Annotated in this window: 21 protein-coding genes; 1 reads left to right on the top strand and 20 read right to left on the bottom strand. The window is 65.8% G+C overall.

Annotated features, from left to right (window positions below):
- Positions 1–73 precede the first annotated feature (73 nt).
- The 20 genes from Q0105_RS19985 to lepB all read right to left on the bottom strand — a co-directional run bounded on the left by Q0105_RS19985 (position 74) and on the right by lepB (position 23,495).
- Positions 74–886, bottom strand: coding sequence for a cell division protein FtsQ/DivIB (locus tag Q0105_RS19985; protein ID WP_298214367.1), 813 nt, complete (start codon positions 884–886; stop codon positions 74–76).
- Positions 883–1,872 (bottom strand): D-alanine--D-alanine ligase, encoded by a 990-nt coding sequence (locus tag Q0105_RS19980; RefSeq protein ID WP_298214365.1) that lies wholly within the window; start codon positions 1,870–1,872, stop codon positions 883–885. Before Q0105_RS19980 ends, Q0105_RS19985 begins: the two co-directional genes overlap by 4 nt.
- Complete coding sequence (gene murC, locus Q0105_RS19975; RefSeq protein WP_298214363.1) at positions 1,869–3,302, bottom strand: UDP-N-acetylmuramate--L-alanine ligase; 1,434 nt, start codon at positions 3,300–3,302, stop codon at positions 1,869–1,871. Before murC ends, Q0105_RS19980 begins: the two co-directional genes overlap by 4 nt.
- Positions 3,299–4,366: an undecaprenyldiphospho-muramoylpentapeptide beta-N-acetylglucosaminyltransferase gene (gene murG, locus Q0105_RS19970; protein WP_298214361.1), complete on the bottom strand. Its 1,068-nt coding sequence runs from the start codon at positions 4,364–4,366 to the stop codon at positions 3,299–3,301. Before murG ends, murC begins: the two co-directional genes overlap by 4 nt.
- Positions 4,363–5,631 carry a putative lipid II flippase FtsW gene (ftsW, locus tag Q0105_RS19965; protein WP_298214359.1) on the bottom strand — a complete coding sequence of 423 codons (1,269 nt, stop codon included), beginning with the start codon at positions 5,629–5,631 and terminating at the stop codon, positions 4,363–4,365. The genes murG and ftsW overlap by 4 nt, the downstream gene beginning before the upstream one ends.
- Entirely contained in the window at positions 5,628–7,604 is a 1,977-nt protein-coding gene (murD, locus tag Q0105_RS19960) for a UDP-N-acetylmuramoyl-L-alanine--D-glutamate ligase (RefSeq protein ID WP_298214358.1), read from the bottom strand. The genes ftsW and murD overlap by 4 nt, the downstream gene beginning before the upstream one ends.
- The gene (gene mraY, locus Q0105_RS19955; protein WP_298214356.1) at positions 7,601–8,779 is read right to left on the bottom strand and encodes a phospho-N-acetylmuramoyl-pentapeptide-transferase; all 1,179 of its coding nucleotides are present in this window, start codon (positions 8,777–8,779) and stop codon (positions 7,601–7,603) included. Before mraY ends, murD begins: the two co-directional genes overlap by 4 nt.
- Before the next feature lie 45 nt (positions 8,780–8,824).
- Positions 8,825–10,294, bottom strand: a complete 1,470-nt coding sequence (gene murF, locus Q0105_RS19950) for a UDP-N-acetylmuramoyl-tripeptide--D-alanyl-D-alanine ligase (RefSeq protein WP_298214354.1) — start codon at positions 10,292–10,294, stop codon at positions 8,825–8,827.
- On the bottom strand, positions 10,285–11,802 hold the full coding sequence (locus tag Q0105_RS19945; RefSeq protein ID WP_298214352.1) for a UDP-N-acetylmuramoyl-L-alanyl-D-glutamate--2,6-diaminopimelate ligase: 1,518 nt from the start codon (positions 11,800–11,802) through the stop codon (positions 10,285–10,287). The genes murF and Q0105_RS19945 overlap by 10 nt, the downstream gene beginning before the upstream one ends.
- The gene (locus Q0105_RS19940; protein ID WP_298214350.1) at positions 11,799–13,544 is read right to left on the bottom strand and encodes a penicillin-binding protein 2; all 1,746 of its coding nucleotides are present in this window, start codon (positions 13,542–13,544) and stop codon (positions 11,799–11,801) included. Before Q0105_RS19940 ends, Q0105_RS19945 begins: the two co-directional genes overlap by 4 nt.
- On the bottom strand, positions 13,541–13,858 hold the full coding sequence (gene ftsL, locus Q0105_RS19935; RefSeq protein WP_298214348.1) for a cell division protein FtsL: 318 nt from the start codon (positions 13,856–13,858) through the stop codon (positions 13,541–13,543). The genes Q0105_RS19940 and ftsL overlap by 4 nt, the downstream gene beginning before the upstream one ends.
- A 4-nt stretch (positions 13,859–13,862) precedes the next feature.
- Positions 13,863–14,792: a 16S rRNA (cytosine(1402)-N(4))-methyltransferase RsmH gene (rsmH, locus tag Q0105_RS19930; protein ID WP_298214345.1), complete on the bottom strand. Its 930-nt coding sequence runs from the start codon at positions 14,790–14,792 to the stop codon at positions 13,863–13,865.
- Between the two features lie 8 nt (positions 14,793–14,800).
- Entirely contained in the window at positions 14,801–15,229 is a 429-nt protein-coding gene (gene mraZ / locus Q0105_RS19925) for a division/cell wall cluster transcriptional repressor MraZ (RefSeq protein WP_298214343.1), read from the bottom strand.
- Positions 15,230–15,482: 253 nt separating this feature from the next.
- Positions 15,483–16,784: an ATP-dependent protease ATPase subunit HslU gene (gene hslU / locus Q0105_RS19920; protein ID WP_298214341.1), complete on the bottom strand. Its 1,302-nt coding sequence runs from the start codon at positions 16,782–16,784 to the stop codon at positions 15,483–15,485.
- Between the two features lie 113 nt (positions 16,785–16,897).
- Positions 16,898–17,464, bottom strand: coding sequence for an ATP-dependent protease subunit HslV (gene hslV, locus Q0105_RS19915; RefSeq protein ID WP_298214339.1), 567 nt, complete (start codon positions 17,462–17,464; stop codon positions 16,898–16,900).
- A 68-nt stretch (positions 17,465–17,532) separates the two neighbouring features.
- Positions 17,533–19,290 (bottom strand): STAS domain-containing protein, encoded by a 1,758-nt coding sequence (locus tag Q0105_RS19910; RefSeq protein WP_298214337.1) that lies wholly within the window; start codon positions 19,288–19,290, stop codon positions 17,533–17,535.
- A 52-nt stretch (positions 19,291–19,342) separates the two neighbouring features.
- Positions 19,343–20,170 (bottom strand): RNA polymerase-binding protein DksA, encoded by an 828-nt coding sequence (dksA, locus tag Q0105_RS19905; protein ID WP_298214334.1) that lies wholly within the window; start codon positions 20,168–20,170, stop codon positions 19,343–19,345.
- Between the two features lie 177 nt (positions 20,171–20,347).
- Complete coding sequence (locus Q0105_RS19900; protein WP_298214332.1) at positions 20,348–21,421, bottom strand: GTP-binding protein; 1,074 nt, start codon at positions 21,419–21,421, stop codon at positions 20,348–20,350.
- Positions 21,422–21,534: 113 nt separating this feature from the next.
- Positions 21,535–22,776, bottom strand: a complete 1,242-nt coding sequence (locus Q0105_RS19895; RefSeq protein ID WP_298214330.1) for a class I SAM-dependent methyltransferase — start codon at positions 22,774–22,776, stop codon at positions 21,535–21,537.
- A gap of 53 nt (positions 22,777–22,829) precedes the next feature.
- A complete protein-coding gene (gene lepB, locus Q0105_RS19890; RefSeq protein ID WP_298214328.1) occupies positions 22,830–23,495 on the bottom strand; it encodes a signal peptidase I in 666 nt (221 codons plus the stop codon).
- Positions 23,496–23,781: 286 nt separating this feature from the next.
- Between lepB and Q0105_RS19885 the strand changes: the two genes are divergently transcribed.
- Positions 23,782–26,139: an EAL domain-containing protein gene (locus Q0105_RS19885; protein ID WP_298214326.1), complete on the top strand. Its 2,358-nt coding sequence runs from the start codon at positions 23,782–23,784 to the stop codon at positions 26,137–26,139.
- Position 26,140: the final 1 nt, after the last annotated feature.

Raw genomic sequence — 26,140 nt, 5'->3', positions numbered from 1 at the left:
CTCGGCCCGCCCCGCCCGCTCAGTCACGCCCCGCTCCGCCATCCGCCGCAGTTTCATCAGCCAGCCCATGCCATTACCTCCTGCGCACGCCGCTGGCGCCGCCGCCAGCCGCATCCGCGTTCACGGTGGTGGTCACGCCGCGCAGGCGCAGCGCATAGCCCCCGGCATGGCGCAAATCTGCCGACTCCAGCGCATCCGCCCGGCGGCCGTACTGGCCTGCCACCTGGGTCAGCGTGCGCACAAAACGCTGCGTGCGCTGCACCACTTCCACCGGCGTTCCGCCGCCCAGCTCCACCACGGCCTCGCTGTCGAGCGTGGCGCGCCAGCCACCACGGCCGGAGAGCTCCAGCTCCGCCACGTCCAGCCCCAGCGGCTCGAACACGGGCGCCAGCAGGCCATACATCTGCAGCACCTCGGCCGAGCTGCCCTTTGGGCCACGCAAGCGCGGCAGGCCTTCCTGCTCTACATCGTCCACATTGGCCTCGAACACCTCGCCCTGGCTGTTGACCAGCGCCGAGCCAGACTCAGCACCCCAGTACGCCACGGCGTCGTGCTCCTGCAGATCCACACGCAGGCTGCCGGGGTACACCCGCTGCACCTGCGCACGGCGCACCCAGGGCACCTGCTCGAAAGCCTCGCGGGCGGCGCGCAGGTCGACCGAGAAAAAATTGCCCGCCAGGTGGGGCGCCACATTGGCCCGCAAGGTCACGGCGTTGTTGTGGGTCAACTCGCCCTGCACCACGATGCGGGCAATGGCAAACCCCGGATAGCGCAGTACCCACCACGCGCCCGCCGCCAGCACGAACGCGACAAAGCCCACGAACAGGACCGTTGCGGTCAGGTTCATGAGCTTGACGTCCAGAGGTGCTGGCAGGGAGGCGGTCATGCGCTGGCGGCTCCTAGGGTGGCGCCTGGCGGCGTGTCCAGCGTGGCCGTGCCCAGCACGCCCACACACAGGTCTTCGTAGCTAATGCCCGAGGCCCGCGCCGACATGGGTACGAGCGAGTGGCCCGTCATGCCCGGCGAGGTGTTGATCTCCAGCAGGAAAGGCTGGCGGTCGCTCGCGCGGATCATGATGTCGGCACGCCCCCAGCCCCGGCAGCCCAGCGCGCGGAACGCCTGCACCACCAGGCGCTGAATCTCGCGCTCCTCGGCTTCGGGCAGGCCACTGGGGCAGTGGTACTGCGTCACGTCGGTGAAGTATTTGTTCTGGTAGTCGTAGTTGCCCTCGGGCGCCACGATGCGAATCACGGGCAGCGCATGGGCGCCCGCGCCTTCGCCCAGCACCGGGCAGGTGGTCTCGTCGCCCTCGATGAACTGCTCGCACAACACTTCAGGGTCGTACTTCGACGCCAGCAGATAGGCCTGCTCGCACTGCGCGGCCGAGGTGACCTTGGTGAGGCCGATGGTGGAGCCCTCGCGCGATGGCTTCACGATCATGGGCGCACCCAGCGCCTCCAGGGCCTGCACAGTCTCCTGCGCGCTGGAGACCAGGCGCCAGTCGGGGGTGGACAGGCCTTCGAAGCGCCAGATGCGCTTGGTCATGATCTTGTCCATGGCGATGCTCGATGCCATCACGCCGGGGCCGGTGTATGGGATGCCCAGCAACTCCAGCGCGCCCTGCACCGTGCCGTCTTCGCCATGGCGGCCATGCAGCGCGATAAAACAGCGGGCGTAGCCGTCGCGCTTGAGATCACTCAGGTCGCTTTGGGCGGGGTCGAATGCATGTGCATCCACGCCGCGCGCGCGCAGAGCCTGCAGCACACCGCTGCCAGACATCAGCGACACCTCGCGCTCGGCCGAGGCGCCGCCCATGAGCACGGCCACCTTGCCCAGCGATTTCACATCAATATTTGAATCAAAAATGGTCATTGCGCGCTCCCTTCAAGCGCCTTAAGCTCACTATTTTGTAGCATTTCAACCACCTTGCCCGGCACGGCGCCAATGGAGCCCGCGCCCATGCACATCACCACGTCGCCGTTGCGCGCGTTGTCGGCAATGACCTGCGGCAAATCAGCCACGGCATCGACGAACACAGGCTCCACCCGGCCCGCCACACGCAAGGCGCGGGCCAGCGAGCGGCCGTCGGCTGCAACCACGGGCGCCTCGCCTGCTGCGTACACCTCGGTCAGCAGCACCGCGTCGGCGTTGCCGATGACCTTGACGAAATCCTCGAAACAATCGCGCGTGCGGCTGTAGCGGTGGGGCTGGAAGGCCAGCACCAGGCGGCGGCCCGGAAAGGCGCCGCGCGCGGCCGCCAGCGTGGCGGCCATCTCCACGGGGTGGTGGCCGTAGTCGTCGATGACGGTGAACGTACCGCCACCTTTGGCGGGCAGGTCGCCATAGCGCTGGAAGCGTCGGCCCACGCCCTTGAAGCCCGCCAGCGCACGCTGCACGGCCTCGTCAGGGATATTGAGTTCCACCGCCACGGCAATCGCCGACAGTGCGTTGAGCACGTTGTGTTCGCCCGCGAGGTTGAGCACGATGTCCAAGTCGGGCAGGGTGACGCCGTTGCGCCGCTGCACCGTAAAGCGCATCTGCCCTGCATCGGGGCGCACGTTCACGGCGCGCACTTGGGCGTCTTCCGAAAAACCGTAGCTGGTGATGGGACAGGTCACGCTCTGCAGGATGTCGCGCACGGCTGGGCTGTCCACGCACAAAACGGCCGTGCCGTAGAACGGCATGCGGTGCAGGAAATCGACAAACGCGCCCTTGAGCCGGCCGAAGTCGTGGCCGTAGGTCTCCATGTGGTCGGCGTCGATGTTGGTCACCACGGCCATCACGGGCAGCAGGTTCAAAAACGAGGCATCGGACTCGTCGGCTTCGACCACGATGTAGTCGCCACTGCCCAGCTTGGCATTGGCGCCCGCGCTGTTGAGCTTGCCGCCGATCACGAAGGTCGGGTCCAGCCCGGCCTCGGCCAGCACGCTGGTCACCAGGCTGGTGGTGGTGGTCTTGCCGTGGGTGCCCGCAATGGCAATGCCCTGCTTCAGGCGCATCAACTCAGCCAGCATGAGCGCACGCGGCACCACGGGGATTTTTTTGGCGCGGGCGGCCAGCACCTCGGGGTTGTCGGCCGTGACGGCGGTAGAGGTGACCACGGCGTCGGCGCCATCGATGTGCGCTGCCGCATGGCCCAGACAGGTGTGGATGCCCAGGCCCTGCAGGCGGCGCAGCGTGACGCTGTCGGACAGATCGGAGCCCGAGATGCGGTAGCCCAGGTTGAACAGCACCTCGGCGATGCCGCTCATGCCAGCGCCGCCCAGGCCGACGAAATGGATGTGGCGAATGGCGTGTTTCATGGCTGGGCCAACTCCTCGCAGGCAGTCACCACCTCGCGGGTGGCGTTGATTTTTTGCATGTTTTTGGCCTTCAGCGCTTTATCCACCAGCGTGGAGCGCTCCATATTCAATAGCATTTGTGACAACCCCTCGGGCGTCAGGTCGCGTTGCTGCACCAGCCAACCGCCCCCGGCATCCACCAGGAACTGGGCGTTGGTGGTCTGGTGGTCGTCCACCGCCGACGGGAAAGGAACAAAGATGGACGCGGCCCCCACAGCGGCGATTTCGGTCACGGTGCTGGCGCCCGCGCGGCAGACGATGATGTCGGCCGCTGCGAACGCGCTGGCGGTGTCGTCGATGAAAGGGGTGAGCTCGGCATCGACCCCGGCGGCCGCGTAGTTGGCGCGCAAGGCGTCGATCTGCGCTGCGCCGCTTTGGTGGACCACGGTGGGCCGTTGCCCGGCGGGCATCAGCGCAACGGCCTGCGGCACGATCTCGTTGAGCGCACGTGCACCCAGGCTGCCACCCACCACCAGCAGGTTCAGCGGGCCGGTGCGCCCGGCAAACCGCTCGGCGGGCCCGGCCTGTTGCGTGAACGCGGTGCGCAGCGGGTTGCCCACCCACTGGCCCTTTTTGAGCACGTTGGGGAAGGCCGTGAACACCCGGTCAGCCACACCCGCCAGCACCTTGTTGGCCATGCCAGCCACCGAGTTCTGTTCGTGCAGCACCAGCGGTTTGCCCGCCAGCACGCCCATCATGCCGCCCGGAAAGGTGATGTAGCCGCCCAGGCCCACCACCACGTCGGGCTTGACGCGCCGCACCACCTGCAAGGCTTGCCAGAAGGCACGCAACAGGCGCAGCGGCAGCAGGGCCAGCGTGAGCAGGCCCTTGCCGCGCACGCCCGAAAAATCGATCAGCTCCAGCGCAAAACCGTGTGTGGGCACGATGCGCGACTCCATGCTGCCCGGCGCGCCCAGCCAATGCACGCGCCAGCCGCGTGCGCGCAACTCCTGCGCCACGGCGAGGCCCGGGAAAATATGGCCGCCAGTGCCACCCGCCATGATCAATGCGGTTTTCTGCGTCATACGCGCCCCCCTCTCATGAGGAGTTTGTTCTCGTAATCAACACGCAGAACCACGGCCAACGCCACCAGATTCATCAGGATCGCCGACCCGCCAAAACTCATCAACGGGAGCGTGAGCCCCTTGGTCGGCAGCGCACCCAGGTTCACGCCCATGTTGATGAAAGCCTGAAATCCAATCCAGATCGCCACGCCCTGCGCCACCAGGCCCGAGAACACGCGGTCGAGCGCAATGGCCTGGCGACCGATGTGCATGATGCGGCGGATCATCCAGAAGAACAGCACGATGAGCGCGAGCACGCCCACGAGGCCGAACTCTTCGCCGATCACGGCCAGCAGGAAGTCGGTGTGCGCCTCGGGCAGCCAGTGCAGTTTTTCCACACTGCCGCCCAGGCCCACGCCAAAAATCTCGCCCCGCCCGATGGCGATCAGCGAGTGCGAAAGCTGGTAGCCCTTGCCCAGCGCGTGCTGCTCGCTGAACGGGTCGAGATAGGCAAACACGCGCTCGCGGCGCCAAGGCGAGCTGGCAATCATCAGCGCAAAGGCGCCCACCAGCACCCCGGCGATCAGAAAGAACATGCGGGCGTTCACCCCGCCCAGGAACAAAATGCCCATGGCGATCACGGCCACCACCATGAAGGCGCCCATGTCCGGCTCAGCCAGCAGCAACACGCCCACGATGGCCACGGCCGCCCCCATGGGCAGCACGGCGCGGAAGAAACGCTCCTTGACGTCCATCTTGCGCACCATGTAGTCAGCCGCGTAGATGAGCACGGCAAATTTCGCCACCTCGGACGGTTGGAACCCGATGGGCCCGAACGACAGCCAGCGGCGCGCACCGTTGACCACCTTGCCCACGCCCGGAATCAGCACCGCCACCAACAGCAGCAGCGCCACCACAAACAACCAGGGCGCCACGCGCTCCCAGAGCAGCATGGGCACCTGAAAGGCCAGCAGTGCCGCCACGAAGCCCACCACGAGATACATCATGTGGCGGGTGAGGAAATGGGTCGATGCGTAGTTGGAAAAACGGGGGTTGTCCGGCATCGCGATGGAGGCCGAATACACCATCACCAGCCCCCAGGCGAGCAACGCCACCACCACCCACAGCAGCGCCTGGTCGAACCCCAGCACGCTGGCGGGGGTGCTGGAGGACTGGCGGTATTCGGTGCCGCCCACGCGCACAGGCAGCACGTCGGCAGCCTTGCCGGGCAGGCCACCGAACCAGCCGGTCACGCGCTGCAAAAGGGTGCTGGCGGGAGCCGTCATGCCATGCCCCCCATTGGTTGGCCCGCGTCGTCTGCCATCGCATGCACGGTGTCACGGAACACCTGTGCACGGTGCTCGTAGTCCTTGAACATGTCGAAGCTGGCGCAGGCAGGGGACATCAGCACCGCATCGCCCGCATGCGCGCGCTCGGTGGCCAGCGCCACCGCCTCGGGCAGCGTGGGCGCATCGAGCAGCGCCACGCCAGCATCCTGCAGGGCGGCGCGAATCAACGGCGCGTCGCGGCCGATCAGCACTGCCGCGCGGACATGGCGCGCCACCGGTGCGGCCAGGGGAGCGAAGTCCTGCCCCTTGCCCTCGCCACCCAGAATGACCACCAGGCGGCGCTCAGCGCCCAGTCCGGTGAGGGCAGCCACCGTCGCACCCACGTTGGTGCCCTTGCTGTCGTCGAAATACTCCACGCCGTTGATGATGGCCACGGGCTCCACACGGTGCGGCTCGCCCCGGTATTCGCGCAGGCCGTACAACATGGGTGCCAAGGGGCAGCCCGCTGCGGCAGCCAGCGCCAGCGCGGCCAGTGCGTTGGATGCGTTGTGGCGCCCCCGGATGCGCAGCGCATCGGCCGGAATGAGCCGCTGAATGTGCAGGTCTTCCTCAACCTCGTTGCGGCCACGTTTGCGGGTTTCGTCGGCATCCATGGCGCGCACCAGCCAGGGCATTCCGCTCACGACTTCGATACCGAAGTCACCGGGGCGCCGGGGCATGTCGCTGCCAAAGGTGAGGTGCGCGCGCACCTGCGGCTTTTGCAGCTTGGCTTTGACGGGCGGCGGCACAGGCTGGGCAGCCCCCACGCTTGCCACTGCGTGTGCTGCGCTGCCCCCCGAGGGGGCCGCTGCCGCCTTCGGGCGGCCGGGCGGCGGCAGCATCGCCATCACCGCCGCGTCTTCGCGGTTCAGGATCATCAGGCCCGTCTGGCCAAAAATACGGGCCTTGGCGGCGGCATAGGCGTTGATGTCGCCATGCCAGTCCAGATGGTCTTGCGTGATGTTGAGCACCGTGGCGGCGGTGGGCTCGAAACCGGTCACGCCGTCGAGCTGAAAACTCGACAGCTCCAGCACCCATACATCGGGCAGGGTGTCGGCATCCAGGTGCGCGGCCAGCGTGTCGAGCAGGGTCGGGCCGATGTTGCCCGCCACGGCCACCCGCTTGCCCGAGCGCTCGACCAACTGGCCGGTGAGCGAGGTCACGGTGGTCTTGCCGTTGGTGCCCGTGATGGCCAGCACCGCAGGCGCATAGGCGTGCGATGCGCGCAGCGCGGCCAGCGCCGCTGCATACAAGCTTAATTCACCCCCAGCGCTTATTCCGCTTGCGGTAGCCGCGTCCAAAACAGGAGCAACCTGCTGCGGACTCAGCCCCGGCGAGCGGTACACCGCGTGCAGGTTCTGCCCGTCCACCAGGCTGGCATCGAAGGCGCCCGCCACGAAGCGGGCCTGGGGCAGCTCCTGCTGCAGCACAGACAGTTGGGGCGGTGCCGTGCGCGTGTCGGCCACGGTGACATCGGCCCCGCAGCGTGCGCACCAGCGCGCCATGGCCAGGCCCGATGCGCCCAGGCCCAGAATGAGGATGTTCTGGCCCTGCAGCAGTTGCGCCATGGCCTCGCGCGGGCTGCCGATGGGTTCGGCAGGCTCATCGTCAGTGACCGTATCCGACGCTTGCACGGCACTGTGCTCCGCGTCCGTTTCGGGGGCCGACACCTCCGCAAAAATTTGCGCCACAAAATCGGCAGCGGCCTTGGCGGCAGAGACGGCGGGCACGGCCTCGGGGTTCCATGCTGTGCCAGAAGCTGCGGCCGCAGGCGGGGGGGAAGCCACCGGCGCGGACTCGGATGGCTGCTCAGCGGCACCCGCTGCATCCACGGCCACCTCGGGCACGCCCACACCCGCGCTGGCCTCGTCAGGCACGGCGTCGGGCGCACCGGGTGCGCCAGGGAGGACGGAGGGATCGTTCGGATTCATCGCAGTTTCAGGGTGGACAGGCCAACAAGGCACAGCAGCATGGTGATGATCCAGAAGCGCACGACCACCTGCGTCTCCTTCCAGCCGCTCTTTTCAAAATGGTGGTGCAGAGGTGCCATCTTGAGCAGGCGCCGACCTTCGCCGTAGCGGCGCTTGGTGTACTTGAACCAGGTCACCTGCAGCATCACCGACAGGGCTTCGACCACGAAGATGCCGCCCATGATGGCCAGCACGATCTCCTGGCGCACGATGATGGCGATGGTGCCCAGGGCTGCGCCCAGCGCCAACGCGCCCACGTCACCCATGAAGACCTGGGCCGGGTGGGCGTTGAACCACAGAAACGCCAGCCCCGCGCCCGCCATGGCGGCGCAAAAAATCAGCAACTCGCCCGAGCCAGGGATGTGCGGAAAAAACAGGTACTTGGAGTACACCGAGCTGCCCGTGACGTAAGCGAACACGCCCAGGGCCGAACCCACCATCACCACCGGCATGATGGCCAGGCCGTCGAGGCCGTCGGTCAGGTTCACCGCATTGCTGGAGCCCACGATCACGAGGTAGGTCAGGATCACGAAACCCAGCACCCCGAGCGGGTAGCTCACTTCCTTGAAGAAAGGCAGTTGCAGCCCGGCCTTGGGCGGCAGATCGAGCGAGAAACCCGACTGCACCCAGCCCACGAACAGCTCCCACACCTTGGCGTTGGAGCTTTCGGAAATGCTGAACACAAGGTACAGAGCGGCCATGAGGCCGATCACCGACTGCCAGAAATACTTCTCGCGCGAACGCATGCCTTCGGGGTCTTTATTGACCACCTTGCGCCAGTCATCCACCCAGCCGATGGCGCCAAAACCCAGCGTGACGATGAGCACGATCCACACGAATCGGTTGGACAGGTCGAACCACAACAGGGTGGAGATCGCGATCGACAGCAGGATGAGCACGCCCCCCATGGTGGGCGTGCCGCTTTTGGACAGGTGCGACTGCATGGCGTAGCCACGGATGGGCTGGCCGATCTTGAGCGAGGTGAGCACACGGATCACCTTGGGGCCCGCCACCAGGCCGATGAGCAGCGCCGTCATGGCGGCCATCACCGCGCGAAAGGTGAGGTACTGAAACACCCGGAAGAAACCGAACTCGGGCGACAGGCCCTGCAGCCATTGCGACAGCATCAGCAGCATGCGGCACCTCCAGCAAGGAGAGGCAGGAACGCCGTGCGGGTGATTTCAATGCGTTGCGCCATGGCGTTCCTCCTGCGATTGCATCGGCTTTTGTTGTTGTTCGTGGGGCTGCGTGGCAGCAACGATGGCCTCGACCACTTGCTCCATCTTCATGAACCGGGAGCCCTTGACCAGCACGCTGCCCACGGTGAGCAGGGCCTGGCGCACGGCGTCGAGCAACACGCCCATGTCGTTGAAATGCCTGGCGCCGCTGCCATAGGCAGAAACGGCATGCACCGATTGCGCACCCAGCGCAAACAGCAGGGGAATGCCCGCCTCGCGGGCATGCGCCCCAGCCTCGGCGTGGAACTGCGGCCCCTGGTCACCCACCTCGCCCATATCGCCCATCACCAGAAGCTGCGGGCCGGGCAATTCGGCCAACACATCAATGGCGGCGCGCATGGAGTCGGGGTTGGCGTTGTAGGTGTCGTCCACCACGGTGATCTCGCGGCCTGCGACAGCCACGCTGAACGCGCGCGAGCGGCCCTTGACCGGCGTGAAATCGTCGAGCCCCTGTGCAATAGCGGCCAGCGGCGCGCCCGCAACCAGCGCACAGGCGGCTGCGGCCAGGGCATTGGTCACGTTGTGGCGGCCAGCGATGTGCAGGCGGGTGGCGACTTCGCCCTGCGGCGTGGACAGGACCACAGCCCAGGCGCCGTGCTCCCAGACGGCCCGCTCGCAGCGGACATCGCCGCCGTCGCCAAAGGTGACCGCGCGGCGGCCCGGCAAAGCCTGGGCCAGCGACTGCCACAGGCCCGTGTAGGCATCGCCCGCCGGGAACACCGCCACGCCATCGGCGGGCAGGCTGGCAAACACCGAGCCGTTCTCGCGCGCCACGGCCTCCACGGTGTGCATGAACTCCAGGTGCTCGCGCTGCGCGTTGTTGACCAGCGCCACCGTGGGCTGGGCCATGGCGGCCAACTGGGCGATCTCGCCCGGATGGTTCATTCCCATCTCGATCACGGCCGCGCGGTGGGCCGCGCGCAAGCGCAGCAGCATCAGGGGCACGCCAATGTCGTTGTTGAAATTGCCCTGCGTGGCAAAGGCGGCGTCACCCTGCCAGGCGCGCAGGATGGACGCGATCATCTGCGTCACCGTGGTCTTGCCGTTGCTGCCGGTCACGCCGATCAGTGGCAATGCGAACTGCGCACGCCAGCCCGTTGCCAACGCTCCGAGCGCTGCCAGGCTGTCGGGCACCTCGATGCCCGGCAGGCCAGCAGCCGCCAGGCCGCCATGGGCAATGGCTGCCGATGCGCCGCCCACGCGGGCATCGGCCAGGAAGGCGTTGGCATCGAAGCGCTCGCCCTTGAGGGCCACGAAAAGATCACCGGCCTGCAGCGTGCGTGTGTCGGTATGCACGCGCGCCAGCGACGTGGCGCCGTCGCCCACCAGTCGGGCGGTGGGAATGCGCGGCTGCAGCAGCGCAAAGGCCTGCTGCAAGGTCATGGCAGTGCTTGAACTGTTTGTCATGCCCATGTGTGGGCTCCTCGGGCCTGCAGCGCGCTGCGCGCGTGGGCCATGTCGGAGAACGGCAGGCGCACGCCCGCCGTTTCCTGGGTGTCTTCATGGCCTTTACCGGCAACCAGCACCACGTCGGCGGGTGCGGCCTCGGCAATGGCCTGCGCAATGGCGGCAGCGCGGTCGGGCTCGGCACGCACGGTGCCGCCCGCAATCGTGCCTTGCAAAATTTGGTGCAGGATGGCGGCCGGGTCTTCGCTGCGGGGGTTGTCGCTGGTCACCAGCACCTGGTCGGCCTGCTGCTGCGCCACGGCGCCCATCAGGGGGCGCTTGCCCGCATCGCGGTCGCCGCCACAGCCAAACACGCACCACAGTTGGCCGCCGCGCTCGGCGGCCAGGGGGCGCAGGGCCTGCAGGGCTTTTTCCAATGCATCGGGGGTGTGGGCATAGTCCACCGCCACCAGCGGCTGGCCCGCTGCTACCAGCCGCTGCATGCGGCCCGGCACGGGCTGCAGGCTGGCGCAGGCGCGGACGGCATCGGCCAGCGGCACGCCCAGGCTACGCAGCGTGGCCAGCACGCCCAGCAGGTTCTGCACGTTGTAGTGGCCGATCACGCGCGTTTGCAGCAGTTGCTGCTCGGCCCCTTCGATCACCGTGAAGCGCAGGCCCTGCTCGCCCAAAGCGATGTCTTGCGCAGCCAGGCGCGCGACGCCTTGGGCGGAAACGCTCCACAGGTCCAGCGCCCCGTCGGCGAGCTCGGCGTGCAATTGAGCGCCCACCGGGTCATCCACATTGATGACCGCAGCCCGCAAACCGGGCCAGTCGAACAACACACGCTTGGCCAGCCAGTAGTCGGCCATGCTGCCGTGGTAGTCGAGGTGGTCCTGCGTGAAGTTGGTGAAGACGGCCACGCGGATCTGCGTGCCATCGAGCCGCGCCTCGGCCAGGCCGATGGAGGACGCCTCGATGGCGCAGGCGCCGAGCCCCTGCTCGGCAAACTGGCCGAACGCGCGCTGCAGGCGCACCGGGTCGGGGGTGGTCATGCCGGTGGATGCCAGCGCGGGGGGGACTCCTATACCCAAAGTGCCTACCAGCGCGCACTGATCAAGCGCCGACAGCTCATTATTTGATAGCAAATTCAAGGCGCCGGCCAGCCACCACGCGGTGCTGGTCTTGCCATTGGTGCCGGTCACGGCCAGCACATCGAGCTGTGCGCTGGGTTGCCCAAACCACTGCGCCGCAATGGGCCCCGTGGCAGCTTTGAGGCCGTGCAAAGCGGCCAGGTGTTCGCCCGAAAAATCGAATGCCTCCACGCCGGACTGCTCCACCAGGCAGGCGGTGGCGCCGCGCACCAGCGCATCGGCCACATGGGCGCGACCGTCGGTGGCCGCGCCGGGCCAGGCGATGAAGCCGTCGCCAGGGGTGATCTGGCGGCTGTCGGTGTGCAGGGTGCCTGTGACACGCGCGCGCAGCCATTGCACGGCCTCGTTGGCGGACTGCAGGATGTGGAGCGGTGCCTGGGTCACAGCGACTCCTCCACCGCGTTGGCCACGATCTGCGGCTTGACAGCCATGTCGGGCTGCACGCCCATCATGCGCAGCGTCTGCTGCACGACTTCGCTGAACACGGGCGCGGCCACGGCGCCGCCGTAGATCACACCGGCACCGGGCTCGTCGATCATGACCGCCACGATGATGCGGGGCTTGTCGATGGGCGCCATGCCGGTGAACCAGGCGCGGTATTTGCCCGATGCGTAGTTTTTGCCCACCTGCTTGCGCGCCGTGCCCGACTTGCCGCCCACCGAGTAGCCCACGGTCTGCGCCTTCTGGCCCGTGCCGCCGGGGCCTGCGGCCATCTGCAGCATTTTGCGCACCTGGTCGGCCGTGCGCTCGGAAAACACGGGCACGCCCACCGCGATCTCGTTGGTCTTGAGCATGGTGGCCGGGATCACCCGCCCGCCATTGGCAAACACGGTGTACGAGCGCGCCATCTGGAACAGGCTGGCCGACAGGCCGTAGCCATAGGACATGGTGGCCTGCTCCACCGGGCGCCAGCTCTTGTAGGGCCGCAGGCGGCCCGTCACCACGCCAGGAAAGTGCAGTTGCGGCTTTTGCCCAAAGCCCGCCGCCGAGAAGGTCTCCCACATCTCGCGCGCAGGCATCTGCATGGCGAGCTTGGTGGTGCCCACGTTGCTGGATTTTTGAATCACGCCCTCCACGGTGAGCAGGCCGTAGTTGTGCGTGTCTGAAATCGTGGAGCCGGTAATGGTGATGCGGCCGGGGTTCGTGTCCACCGGCGTTTCGGGGCGCACGCGGCCGGTTTCCAGCGCGAGGCCAATGGTGAAGGGCTTCATGGTCGAGCCGGGCTCAAACACGTCGGTGAGCGCGCGGTTGCGCAACTGCTCGCCGGTCAGGTTCTGGCGCTTGTCGGGCACGTAGCTGGGGTAGTTGGCCAACGCCAGCAGCTCGCCCGTGTGCGCATCGAGCACCACCACGCTGCCCGCCTTGGCTTTGTGCAGCGCAACCTGGTCGCGCAGCTTCTGGTAGGCAAAAAACTGCACCTTGCTGTCGATGGACAGTTGCATGTCCTTGCCGTCCACCGGGGGCACGGTTTCGCCCACGCCTTCCACCACGCGGCCCAGCCGGTCCTTGATCACGCGGCGCGAGCCTGGCTTGCCCGCCAGGTCTTTGTCGAAGGCCAGCTCCATGCCCTCCTGGCCATGGTCTTCGACGTTGGTGAAGCCCACCACGTGCGCGGCGGCCTCGCCCTCGGGGTACTGGCGCTTGTATTCCTTGCGCTGGTAGATGCCTTTGATGTCCAGCGCCGCGATCTGCTGGCCCACGTCCCAGTCGAGCTGGCGCTTGATCCAGACAAAGGTTTTGTCCTCGTCGGCCAGTTTCTTCGACAACTCCGCCTGGGTCATGCCCATCAGCTTGGCCAGTTGCTTGAGCTTGGCGCGCACCTCGGGCTTTTCCTGGTCCACGTCCTCGGGGATGGCCCAGATGCTGGCCGCGGGCACGCTGGAGGCCAGGATCAGGCCATTGCGGTCCAGGATCTTGCCGCGGTTGGCGGGCAGCTCCAGCGTGCGCGCAAAACGCACCTCGCCCTGGCGCTGGAAGAACTCGTTGCCGAACACCTGCACGTAGGCGGCGCGTGCCCCCAACCCCACAAACCCGAGCGCGATCATCGCCACGATGAACTTGCTGCGCCAGACCGGCGTCTTGCTGGCCAGCAGCGGGCTTGCGGTGTAAACCACGCTGCGGCTCATGGTTGCGTGCCCCCGGGTTGCACGGGCGCACTGGCGGCTGCCACCACCCCTTGCGGGTCGGACACGTACTGCGTGATGGCGGGCGTGGCCGTGCGCATCTTCAACTGGTCGCGCGCGATCTTCTCCACGCGCAGCGGCGTGGCCTGCGCGCGCTTTTCGACCTGCAGGCGCTGGTGCTCGGTTTCCAGGCGGCGGGCCTCCACCGTGGCTCGGTCCAGTTCGGTGAACAGGCGACGCGACTCGTACTGGGTGTGCACCAGATAGAGGGCGCTGGCGAGCACGGCCACCAACAGGACGAGGTTCAACCGGGTCATGCTTTCAGACCTCTGTCCGCTCGGCTACGCGCATGATGGCACTGCGCGAACGGGGATTGGCCGCCACCTCGGCAGCGCTCGGCTTGATGCGGTCCAGGGCCACGAGCTTCATGGGCTGTGGCTTGGCGAATGGCGCACGGCGGTCGAACACCTCTTTGGAGTGCTTAGCGATGAACTGCTTGACGATGCGATCTTCGAGCGAATGGAAGCTGATCACCACCAGCCGCCCACCCGGCTGCAGCACCGAGAGGCTGGCCTCTAGCGCCTGTTGCAGCTCTTCAAGCTCGGCGTTGATGAAAATCCGAAGAGCTTGAAATGTGCGCGTTGCAGGGTTCTGGCCCGGCTCGCGGGTTTTGACCGCGCCAGCCACGAGATCGGCCAGTTCGGCGGTGGTTGCAAGAGCGCCCCGTTCTTCGCGCCGCGCAACAATCGCCTTTGCAATGGGGCCAGCAAACCGTTCTTCACCGTAGTCACGTATCACCTCCGCAATCTGACCGACTTCGGCCGTGGCCAACCAATCGGCCACGCTGATCCCGCGCGTGGTGTCCATGCGCATATCCAGCGGGCCGTCAAAACGAAAACTGAAGCCCCGTTCGGGGCTGTCGATCTGGGGCGAGCTCACGCCCAGGTCCATCAGCACGCCCGCAGCGCTGCCCGCAGGCAGGTCGGCCAGGTGGCGAAAACCTTCGTGCCGAATGGAAAAACGCGCATCGGTGATGCGCGTTGCTTCGGCGATGGCTTCGGGGTCCTTGTCAAAGGCCACCAGACGCCCTTCTGGCCCCAGCCGCAGAAGGATGAGGCGCGAATGCCCTCCGCGCCCAAAGGTCGCATCCACGAAGGTGCCCGCCGGCTCGGCGCCAGCGCCTCCGAGGAGGGTGTCCACGGCTTCGTCGAGAAGAACGGTGGTGTGTTGCAAAGAAGGAGAAGATGTCACGGTGGGCCTTAGAAGGAGAAGTCCTTGAAGACATCCGGCATCTCGCCCTGCATGGCTTCGGCTTCCTGCGCGTCGTAGGTGGCCTTGTCCCAGAGTTCGAAATGGTTGCCCATGCCCAAAAGCATGGTGTCCTTGGAAATACCGGCTGCGGCGCGCAGCTCGGGCGAAACCAGCACGCGGCCCGTGGCGTCCATCTCCACGTCCATGGCGTTGCCCAGAAAGATGCGCTTCCACCACTGGGCGGACATGGGCAACTGGGCGATGCGCTCGCGGAACTTCTCCCACTCGGGGCGGGGGAACACCATGAGACAGCCGTGCGGGTGTTTGGTGATGGTGAGCTGGCCCGATGCGGTGGCCGCGAGCACGTCACGATGCCGGGTCGGCACGGACAGCCGACCCTTCGCATCCAGACTCAGCGACGAGGCACCTTGAAACACGGACAGATTCCCACTTCGGTTTTGCGCCTCGCGGATCCGTGCAATGGACCTTGAGGGCACTTTTCACCACTTAATTGCACTTTTTTGCACTGTAGCAGGAAAAGCACACCAAGCAAGGGGGTGTCTCACAAAGTTTTGCAATGAAATCAACAACTTAGGCGCGACTTTGCAGACGCCAAAGCGCCAAAAGCTGTTAAAAAATAAGCACTTAGAGGGGCCTATGAAAGTGACCTCTCAAGGCCTGGCCTAGTGGTCACAGGATGTAGCGCGACAGGTCTTCGTCCTGGCTCAAGGTCTGCAGGCGGGCGTTCACATAGGCGGCATCGACGGTGATGGTCTGGCCCGACAGGCGTGCGGCATCAAAGCTCACCTCGTCCAGCAGGCGCTCCATGACGGTGGACAAGCGGCGCGCGCCGATGTTTTCCGTGCGCTCATTCACCTCGAAGGCGATGTGCGCCAGGCGCGTGATGCCTTCGGGCAGGAAGTCCAGGGTGACCCCCTCGGTGGCCAGCAGCGCCTGGTACTGCTTGACCAGCGAGGCATGGGTCTGCGTGAGGATGGCCTCGAAATCCTGGACCGACAGGGAGTCGAGCTCCACCCGGATCGGAAAGCGCCCCTGCAGCTCGGGGATGAGGTCGCTGGGCTTGGACAGGTGGAACGCGCCCGAGGCGATGAACAGGATGTGGTCCGTCTTGATCATGCCGTATTTGGTGGACACGGTGGTGCCCTCCACCAGCGGCAGCAGGTCGCGCTGCACGCCCTGGCGCGACACGTCGGAGCCGCTGCTCTCCTGGCGCGTGGCCACCTTGTCGATCTCGTCGATGAAGACGATGCCGTTCTGCTCGGCATTGGCGATGGCGCGGGTCTTGATCTCTTCCTCGTTCACCAGCTTGCCCGCCTCTTCGTCGGTGAGCAGCTTCATGGCTTCGGCGATCTTGAGCTTGCGCGTGCGGCGCTTGTCCTGGCCCATCTGGCTGAACATGCCGCGCAGCTGCTCGGTCATTTCCTCCATGCCCTGCGGACCCATGATCTCCAGCGGGGCACGGGCTTCGGCCACGTCGATCTCGATCTCTTTGTCGTTCAGCTCGCCTTCGCGCAGCTTCTTGCGGAACACCTGGCGTGCGGAGCTGTCGGGGACCGCATTGCCCACCAGCACGGTCAGGATGCGCTCCTCGGCGGCGTCCTCGGCGCGGGTGCGCACCTTTTTTGTTTCGGCCTCGCGCGTCTGCTTGACGGCCATCTCGGCCAGGTCGCGGATGATGGCGTCCACATCCTTGCCCACATAGCCCACCTCGGTGAACTTGGTGGCCTCGACCTTGATGAAGGGTGCATCGGCCAGGCGCGCCAGGCGCCGCGCGATCTCGGTCTTGCCCACGCCCGTGGGACCGATCATGAGGATGTTTTTGGGCGTGATCTCCTGACGCAGGCTGCCTTCGACCTGCTGGCGGCGCCAGCGGTTGCGCAGCGCAATGGCCACGGCGCGCTTGGCGCTGGCCTGGCCCACGATGTGGTGGTCGAGTTCGGAGACGATTTCCTGGGGGGTCATGGACGACATAGCAGTCCCTTTGGCATCAAAAATGGCTCTAGCGCTTATTCATAAAGCGCTAGCAGCTATAAAAAACGAAGCAAAACAGCATCAAAACGCGCAGCCCGCACCCGCCGCCACGCTCACAGCGTCTCGATGGTGTGGTTCATGTTGGTGTAGATGCACAGCTCGCCCGCGATCTCGAGCGACTTTTTGACGATCTCCTGCGCGGAGAGGTCGGTGTTCACCAGCAGCGCCTTGGCGGCCGAGTGCGCATAGGCACCGCCCGACCCAATGGCCACGATGCCCTGCTCGGGCTCCAGCACGTCGCCGTTGCCCGTGATGATGAGCGAGGCGCTCGCGTCGGCCACGGCCAGCATGGCTTCGAGGCGGCGCAGCACGCGGTCTGTACGCCAGTCTTTGGTGAGCTCGATGGCGGCGCGGGTCAGGTGGCCCTGGTGCTTTTCCAGCTTGGCCTCAAAGCGTTCGAACAGCGTGAACGCATCGGCCGTGGCGCCCGCAAAGCCCGCCAGCACCTTGCCGTGGTAGAGCTTGCGCACCTTGCGCGCCGTGCCCTTGACCACAATGTGGCCCAGGGTGACCTGGCCGTCGCCGCCAATGGCGACCTGGATGCCTTCAGGCGTCTGGCGGCGCACGCTGAGGATGGTGGTGCCGTGAAACACCGGGGTGTCTTGAGATGAGGAGTCCATAGCTGCGGCATGTGGGGGCGGCAATGCGTTTTGCAAGCACCTCCCTGCATCGCAGCACCACCGCCCGGCTAGTTCTTGCGGGGGGCGACCCAGGCGTGCTCGTTGATGCCGATCACGTTGAAGAAAATCGCCACCAACCGCTGCAGGTTGTGGAACTGGATCACATGGCCATGGCCCTGCTGTTCGGCTGCCCAGTTGAGCACCGATCCCGCTGCAGCAAAATCCACGCGGATGAGCTTGTCGCAGGCAATGGTCAAGGGCACCCCAGGGCGCAGGAAGGCCTCAAACGGCTGCAGCAGCGGTGTGGCATCGCCATCGACATGGCCGCTCAGTTCCGCCACCGGCCCCGCATCCAGCGGTGCGGGGGCCGAAAGCTCGCCCAGATCGGAGGCCATGAAGTCGCTGTCGGCCGCCAGAGGGGCAGTACCGGAGGACACGCCCTCGTTGTCGGAATACCCGCAACGCGGCGACACCCAGGAGGGGGGCGACACCTCGTAAGTCACGCAGTAATCCAGCGCCACCAGCTCAAATTCGTCGGGCTTGCCCATGAGCCGCATCGCAGCCATGCGCAGGCGCCACCATTCGGGGCTGCTGGAGCGGTCGCCGGACTGGGTTTTGGCTTCAAGCAGAACGTTGAGCTTTTCCACCCCGGAAAACACGATTTGGCCGTCCAGGTCGGCCCAATGGGTGATCTGGTCTGCAAGCAAGGGCACGGCCGCATCTTCGATCGCTGTCAGGCGCGACCAGGACAGCGTCCAGGGCGCGGCTGCACGCGCCAGTGATGCCTGCAGCGCCGCCACGGACGACACGGCCAGGGTTGGGGGTGCGTTCCAGCTGAAATCGCGGCGCATGGGCGCCTCGGGCGCTGCCTGGGCACCACCACTGGCTGCCGGCGCGGCAACGGCCAGGCCCAATAGTTCGGGCATCGAGAACCACAGGGGTGCCGAACGGCTGAACTGGGCCGCGAAATCAATGGCCAGCGCATCGAATCGGTCGTGCTGTCCGGTGGCGCGGTACAAGTCGAACAGCGTCATCCAGATTTCGAGCTGTTGCTCGGGCTCATCCTGCTGGTGCTGGGCCAGCACGTCCAGCAGACCAGACTCCGCGCCCGCTTGGTCTCCATTGGCGAACCGGATGGCGGCCTCTTCTAGATCGGGTTCGTGCACAAATTCCTCCGGTTCGAATGCGGGCGCGGGCTGTGCCGCGGCGGCCTCAGGGCTGAAGGATGCTTCCACGTGGGGGGTGGTGCCTGGGAGCATCTGCGCATCAGTGCCACCAAATTTGCCAATGGCCATACTGTCATCGGCAAACAGCGGCTGAACTGGAGCTTTATTGTCCAGCGGCGTAGGCAGGCTGCCGGGTGCCGTGGGGGCATAGGCCCTGGCATGGGCCGACTCTGACGGCTCTGCCTTCGATTCGGGCAGCACGCCGGGCTGGGTGGGCGCGTCGCCCCCTGCCTGCTTGCTCTTCCACCACTGCTGCGACATCTGCGCTTCGATCTCGTCGATCTTTTTGAGCGTGACGGCGCGCTCGTCGGGCGAGGCCATGCTGCTTTGAAAGAACGAAGGGCGCCCTGCCGCGTCTTCCACACGATGGCCTTGCAGCACCTCGCGCTGGCGCAGCTTGCGCAGTTGATCGAACTCGCGGCGCCGCACGAAGTCGTTGCGGCGCTTGCGCTCGATCATCTCCTTGAGCATCTGCTTGCTGTATTGGCTCTCCCGGTCGTCCCCGAGGGAGTCGAGCTCCGTCCAGTTGACCGTGGGATTCTTCACGAACCGAACCACCTTGGACAACAAGCCTGCGGGAGGGGTTTCTTCCTTGCTCATGGCTCAGGTGCAGAGGGGTGCGCGTGGTGGTGATCGCAAGACCGTGGCCAGATCAATCCCCGAACATCTTCTGCTTGAGTTCACGGCGCTGCTGCGCTTCCAGCGACAGCGTGGCGGTGGGGCGGGCAATCAGGCGGCCCACGCCGATGGGCTCGCCGGTTTCGTCGCAGTAGCCGTAGTCGCCTGCATCGATGCGTGCGATGGATTGCTCGATCTTCTTGAGCAGCTTGCGCTCGCGGTCACGCGTGCGCAGCTCCAGGGCGTGTTCTTCCTCGATCGTGGCGCGGTCTGCGGGGTCGGGCACCACCACGGTGTCTTCACGCAGGTGTTCGGTCGTCTCGCCCGCGCTGTTGTGGATTTCTTGTTTGAGCTGAACGAGCTTCAGGCGGAAAAACGCCATCTGCTTGTCGTTCATGTACTCGCTGTCAGGCATGGCCATGACTTCAGCGTCGGTCAACTCAGCGGCGGACTTGGTTTTCCAGTTGTTCGCCAGCTTGGGGTCTTTTTTGGCAGCCGTAAAGGTGGGCTGCGCTTGCACGGTCGTGGGCATGGTATGTAAATAACTGGCTTTGGCAGCGGTTGAAGCCACTGCCTGTGCCATGGATGGTACGGTCAATTGGGCCAATCGGGAAGAAGGCCGGGTTGTGCGCACGGGTACCTGTGAACCCGCTTGAAGCACCTGTGCCGGAGGGGGTGGCGCCACTGCGGGGCTGGCTGAGGCAGCCTTGGATGCGGCGACTGCCTTGGGGGCCACAGCAGCTTTGGGGGCCGCGGCCGCCTTTGCAGCCGTTTTTGATCCCGCTGCGGGGGCTGCGGCGCTTTTGGCCGCGGCAGGGGTTGCCTTGGCGGCTCCCTTGGATTTGCTGGTGTCGGCTTTCACTTCCTGGTCTCCTCGCTGTACGGGCGGGCCCCAGCCGCGTTCGCAGCCAAGGGCGGGTGGCAAGCCTTCCGGGGTTTTACCGGGGCGCGATTGTATCGACCTGGACTGCTACAAACAGAAACGTTGCGGATACAACACAGATCGAGTCAAACCAGCTCCCCAACACCGGCGGACAAATCAGACCAGGCTTTGCTCCAGCCCTTGCAGAAAGATGTCCTTGGGCAAATCAATGCCGATGAAGACCATCTTGCTGGTGCGCACCTCGCCTTCAGCCCACTGTGGCCCCAGGTCACTGCCCATTAATTGGTGCACTCCCTGGAAGATCACCTTGCGCTCCGTGCCCTTCATATTAAGCACGCCCTTGTAACGCAGCATGCGCGGGCCATAAATGTTAACAATTGCTCCGAGGAAATCTTCCAGCTTGGCGGGGTCGAACGGGCGGTCCGAGCGGAAGACGAAGCTTTTCACATCATCGTCGTGGTGATGGTGGTGGCCATGCCCGTGGCCGTGCTGGTGCGAGGGGTGGTTGCAGTGCTCGCCATGCTCGTGGTCATGGTCGTGGTGGTCATGTTCGTGGCCATGGCCATCCCCTTCTTCCTTGAGGAAGTCGGGGTCGATATCCAGCTTGGCATTGAGGTTGAAGCCGCGCAGGTCCAGCACCTCCTTGAGGGGGACTTCGCCGAAATGCACGGCCTTGATGGGCGCGCGCGGGTTCATGTGCTTCAGGCGATGGATCAGCGCCTCGGTCTCCTCCTTGGAGACGAGGTCGGTTTTGGACAGAAAAATCTGGTCCGCAAAGCCCACCTGGCGGCGCGCCTCCTGGCGGTCGTTGAGCTGCTGGGGCGCATGCTTGGCGTCCACCAGGGTGATGATGGAGTCGATGAGATAGGTCTCGGCGATTTCTTCATCCATGAAGAAGGTCTGCGCCACCGGGCCGGGGTCGGCCACGCCGGTGGTCTCGATCACGATGCGGTCGAACTCCAGCAGGTTCTTGCGCCTCTTGGAGGCCAGCAGTTGCAGCGTCTCGCGCAGGTCTTCGCGGATGGTGCAGCAGATGCAGCCATTGCTCATCTGCACGATCTGCTCCTTGGACTCGGTCACGAGGATGTCGTTGTCGATGTTTTCTTCGCCAAACTCGTTCTCGATCACGGCGATCTTCTGGCCATGGGCTTCGGAGAGCAGGCGCTTGAGCAAAGTGGTTTTGCCCGAGCCCAGGAAGCCGGTAAGGATGGTGACGGGGATCAATGCCATAAATCTGTCTTTCAAGGGGATCAAATACTTGCGCTGCAGGCTGCAGGGCCCCGCACAAGGGGGCGCTTTTTCAGTGTACCGAGGCTGTCAAGCCCCTGCAGGGGCCAGAAAACTCAGCCCTTGCGCATCACCACCAAGCCCTTGAGGTACTCGCCCTCCGGAAACTCCAGCGTCATCGGGTGGTCGGGCGCGCCGCCCAGGCGCTCCAGCACAAAGCCGTCCACGCCTGCATCTGCCCCGGCCGAGGCCACGATCTTGTGGAACAGGTCGGCGCTGATGCCGCCCGAGCACGAGAAGGTGAACAGCACGCCGCCCGGCGACAGCAGTTGCAGCGCCAGCCGGTTGATGTCCTTGTAGGCCCGCGCGGCGCGATCGGCATGCGCCGCCGTGGGGGCGAACTTGGGCGGGTCGAGCACGATGGCGTCAAAACGCTGGCCTTCTTTCAGGAACTGGCGCAGCGAGGCGTTCACGTCCGCATCCATGAAACTGGCCCGGTTCAGATCAAACCCGTTGAGCGCCACATGGTTGCGCGCCCGCTCCAGCGCCGGGCCCGACGAGTCGATCGAGATCACCTGCCCACCCGCCACACCTGAGGCTGCCTCAGCGGCTCGCATGCCCGCCAGCGCGGCCACGCTGAAGCCCCCGGTGTAACAAAAGCAGTTGAGCACGCGCTGAAAACCCAGGCGCCGGGCGTAGTCGGCAAAGCGCTTGCGGCTGTCGCGTTGGTCCAAGTAGAAGCCGGTTTTGTGGCCTTCGGCGATGTTGAGCGTCAGGCGCCACTGGTGCTCCTGGATGGTCAGCTCCAGCGGGGGCGGCCCTTCACCCGCCTGGGCGGGTGTGCCGCCGCGCAGCCAGCCCGTCGCGGGCTGCAACCCTTCGAGCGCACGCACGCTGGCGTCCGAGCGCTCGTACAGCTTGGCAAGGCCCGTCTCGCGCAGCAGCGCGTCGGCGATCACATCCTTCCAGCGCTCGGTGCCCGCGCTGGTGAACTGCGCCACCAGCGTGTCGCCATAGCGGTCCACAATGAGGCCGGGCAGGCCATCGGATTCGCCGTGCACCAGGCGCACGCCATCGCTTTGCACATCAAAACGGGCTCTGGCGATGATAGAACGTGCGCAAACAGCTATAAAAAAAGGAGCATCAATGCGCTGTGCCTCGTCAAAGCTCCACACCCGTGCGCGGATGCGCGAGCTGGGGCTGAACGCGGCCCAGGCCAGAAACTGGCCCTCGTGCGACTCCACGCGCACCGTCTCGCCGCTGTCGCCGCCGCCCTTGGCGATGGCCGATTCAAAGATCCAGGGATGGCGGCGCAAGAGCGAGCGCTCTTTGCCAGGGCGAAGACGAAGGGTTTTCATGGTCCCGATTGTCGCGCCGTTGGCACCCGCCCCCCGCCCAACAAGCGGCTCGATTACAGCTTTTGGCCGAAGCGCTCGAAACGCGGCATGAAGTAGCGGTCGGTATCGGCCGACACCAGCACGCCAACGGCCCGGCCGATCAGCAGGTGGAGCGGCACCAGGCCGATGTAGCGCGAATCGGCGCTGTTGTCGCGGTTGTCGCCCAGCACCAGGTATTCGCCCTCGGGCACGGTCACGGGGTCAAAGCTGCTGCGCGCCGTCACGCCATGCAGCCACTGCACGCGGCGCTCATGGCCCAGCACTTGCTCGGTCAGGCGCGTGGCGTCGACGGTGTGGCCCAGACTCACGGCCTCCTGCAGCGCCTGCGGTGCCTCGTAGCGGGCGGCTTCGCCATTGATGATGAGCACTTCGTCGCGCATCTCCACCGTATCGCCGGGCACCGCAACCAGGCGCTTGATGAGGCGCGTGCCATCCTGCGGCGAAGAGAAGGTCACCACATCCCCGCGCCGTGGCTCACCGATCTGGGCCAACACCACGTCGGTCAGCGGAATCTTCACGTTGTAGGCCAGGCGGTTGACGAACACCACGTCACCCTCGACCAGATTGGGCCGCATGGAGCCCGATGGAATGGGGTTCCAGTCCGCCACAGCCGTGCGAAACAGGCCGAAGCACATCAGCAGCACCAAAAATCCCTTGTTGGCCTTGATCCAGCGTCCCATCGGTTCTTCTCCTCGGGTTGTCTCTTGAACGGTTTTGGGTGCGTCCCTGCACCGCACGGACACACCGCTCGGAGCCCGCCATGGGGCCAAAGGTTCCCAGTTGGCAATGCGTGCGCCGCACGATCGGTCGGCGCGCCGGACGGCCATAGCCCCAGGCTTGGCCCCTGGGCAGGCGCACAGCCGAGAGTGCACAATGGTTGCAAAGTGTGTTTTGCCGAACCCTGTGTGACGAAGCAACCACCCGAGCCCATGGAGCCGGTGGCTGCCCCCTAACGGACCCGCCTGCATGGCAGAACCCCGCCTTTTGACACTCCTACCCGCGCGCCTGCAGCAATGGCTGGCCCCGTACGAGGCAGATGAGCCGCTGGCCGCGAGCTTTCGCGCACAGCAGCTACAGGCCATTCTGCGGCTGACGCCGCTGTCCATGGTCGTCAATGTCTTCAATGGCGGCGTCGTTACCTGGAGCCTGACGGATGACGCCCCCTGGCTCTGGGCCTGGATGCTGGCACTGCTGTTCGTGGCGGTGCAAGGGCTGCGCGCCTGGCAGCGTGCCCGCCACCAACCACCCCGTCCGCTGGCGTCGAAAAAAGCGATTCACCGTGCAGCACGCCATGCGGGCTTGCTGGGCCTGCTGTGGGGCGTGGTGCCTGCAGCCCTCTACACCACTGCAACGGCCCCAGACCAGTTGATGATCGTGGCGATCTGCTGCGGCATGACCTGTGCCGGTGGTTTTGCCCTGGTCACCGTTCCCGAGGCGGCGCTGAGCTACGTAGCGCTGCTGACAGGGGGCGCGGCCACGGGCCTGGCAAGAGCGCTGAATCAAGAGGGCTCGGTCACCCTGCTGGTGCTGCTGGTGGCCTACAGCCTGGTGGTGATCGCCTCGGTGCGCGTGATGGCACGCTCCTATGGTTCGCGCCTGACCGCCGAGGCCGAGGCCGCCCACCAGCAACAAATCGTGGGCCTGCTGCTGCGCGACTTCGAAGAAAACACCAGCGACTTTCTCTGGGAGGTCTCCCGCGAAGGACTGCTGCGCCATTCGTCGAGCCGGCTGGACCATGCCCTGAACTACCGCCGCAGCGAAGATGCGCAGCGCAGCCTGGTGGACCTGATAGCACGCACCCACCACGGCGCCACCCACGGCGTGGACCCGGCCTCCCATCTGCAAGCATTACAAACGGCGCTCCAAGGGCCGCAGCCGTTTCGCGACCTGCTCGTTCCCATCGTGATCGCAGGCCAGCTGCGCTGGTGGGCGCTCACGGCCAAGCCCAATTGGCGGCTGGACCAGACCCAGCAGGACTGGCGCGGCGTGGGGGTGGACATCACCCTCAAGAAGCATGCAGAAGACGAAATGCACCGGCTGGCGCACTTCGATTCCCTGACCGGCCTGGCCAACCGCCGCCACTTCCAGCACCGTTTGCAGCAGCAATGTGCGCTCGACGGCGTGGGGGCCAGCAGCGCGGCCCTGCTGTGCCTGGACATGGACAATTTCAAGCGCGTCAACGATGCCTACGGCCATGGCAACGGCGACCTGTTGCTCAGAACTGTGGCGCAACGCATGGCCCAGCAGGTGCGCAGCCGCGACCTGGTGGCCCGGTTGGGCGGCGACGAATTTGCCATCCTGCTCGACGGGGCGAGCACCCGCGCCGAGGTGCAGGTGTTTTGCGACCGCCTGATGCGCGCCGTTGACCAGCCCTGCAACCTCTCTGGCATGGCCGTCACGCCGCACCTGAGCATCGGCATCGCCTTCCTGCCACGCGACGGCAACCATGTGGATGCCCTGCTGCATCACGCCGACCTGGCCCTCTACGAAGCCAAACTGGCCGGGCGCGGTCAGGCGCAGTTCTTCTCGCTCGAGATGGACCAGCGCGCCCACCGGCGCATTGCCCTGGAAGACGGGCTGCGCAACGCATTGACGCACGACGAGTTGCACCTGGCCTTCCAGCCCCAGTGGCACCTCACATCGGGCCGGGTGACGGGGCTGGAGGCCCTGCTGCGCTGGAACAGCCCGCGTTTTGGCAGCGTATCGCCAGCGGAGTTCATCCCGGTGGCCGAGGAAGCAGGCCTGATCCGCGACATCGGCTTGTGGGTGCTGGAGCGTGCCTGCCTGGCAGCGCGCGAATTGCCGGCTGGGCTGGTGATGTCGGTCAACCTCTCGGTGTGCCAGTTCGACGACGCGTTGCTGGCCGACAGAATCCTTGCGGTCGTGGAGCGCTCTGGCCTGCCGCCATCGCGGCTGGAACTGGAGATCACCGAATCGGTCTTTTTGCAGGACACCGACGACGTGATGGCCACGCTGCACCGGTTGCGCCATGCGGGTGTGCGCATCGCGCTGGACGATTTCGGCACCGGTTATTCCTCGCTGGCCTACCTGCGCAGCTTCCCCTTCGACCGGCTCAAGATCGACCGGTCCTTCATCGCACCAATCCAGAGCAGCCCCGAATCGGAGGCGATCGTGCTCACGGTGATCGAGCTGGCGCGGGCGCTGCACATGGAGACCACCGCCGAGGGCATCGAAACCGCCGAGCAATCCCGCCTGCTGCAGCGCCTGGGCTGCGTAACCGGGCAGGGCTTCTACTTTGCCCGGCCGTTGGACCTGGCGGCCGTGGCGGCATTTATTGCCGCGCAGCCTGCGACCGCCACCTGAC

The organism is Acidovorax sp., assembly GCF_027492855.1.
Classification (GTDB): domain Bacteria; phylum Pseudomonadota; class Gammaproteobacteria; order Burkholderiales; family Burkholderiaceae_C; genus Acidovorax.
Note: the sequence above shows the minus strand (reverse complement) of the source record. Positions and strands in the feature narration are given on the sequence as shown.